The sequence below is a fragment of the Stenotrophomonas sp. SrG genome (assembly GCF_050031795.1).
GTDB lineage: Bacteria > Pseudomonadota > Gammaproteobacteria > Xanthomonadales > Xanthomonadaceae > Stenotrophomonas > Stenotrophomonas rhizophila_A.
Genome location: NZ_JBNBBE010000505.1, coordinates 1 through 255, shown reverse-complemented (window position 1 = coordinate 255; position 255 = coordinate 1). Strand labels below are relative to the sequence as shown.

Annotated in this window: 1 protein-coding gene; it reads left to right on the top strand. The window is 70.2% G+C overall.

The annotated features are described in order from the left end of the window. A partial coding sequence (locus tag ACQG3P_RS20650; protein ID WP_426806092.1) for a hypothetical protein occupies window positions 1-255 on the top strand: 255 nt, incomplete at both ends.

Below are 255 nucleotides of genomic sequence, written 5' to 3'. Positions count from 1 at the left end.
TGCGTTGGTGCAGTCCGATTTCTTTGAGGCACGCGCGAGGCTGCCGTCGGCAGCATCACGGCTGATCTTCTTCACGCGCGGCGGCCAGACGCATTATTTCTCCACCGCCAGCGTCACGCTTGCGGATCTGTGCCGCCAGACCGCCCAGAATCCCGGGATGGTGGTCTGCGTCGCCGTCGTGGCCCGCACCAGCGTACCCGACGCCGGCGCGGTGGCCTCCCGGCGCGGCGAGACCTCCGGCGCGGCGCGCAAGGG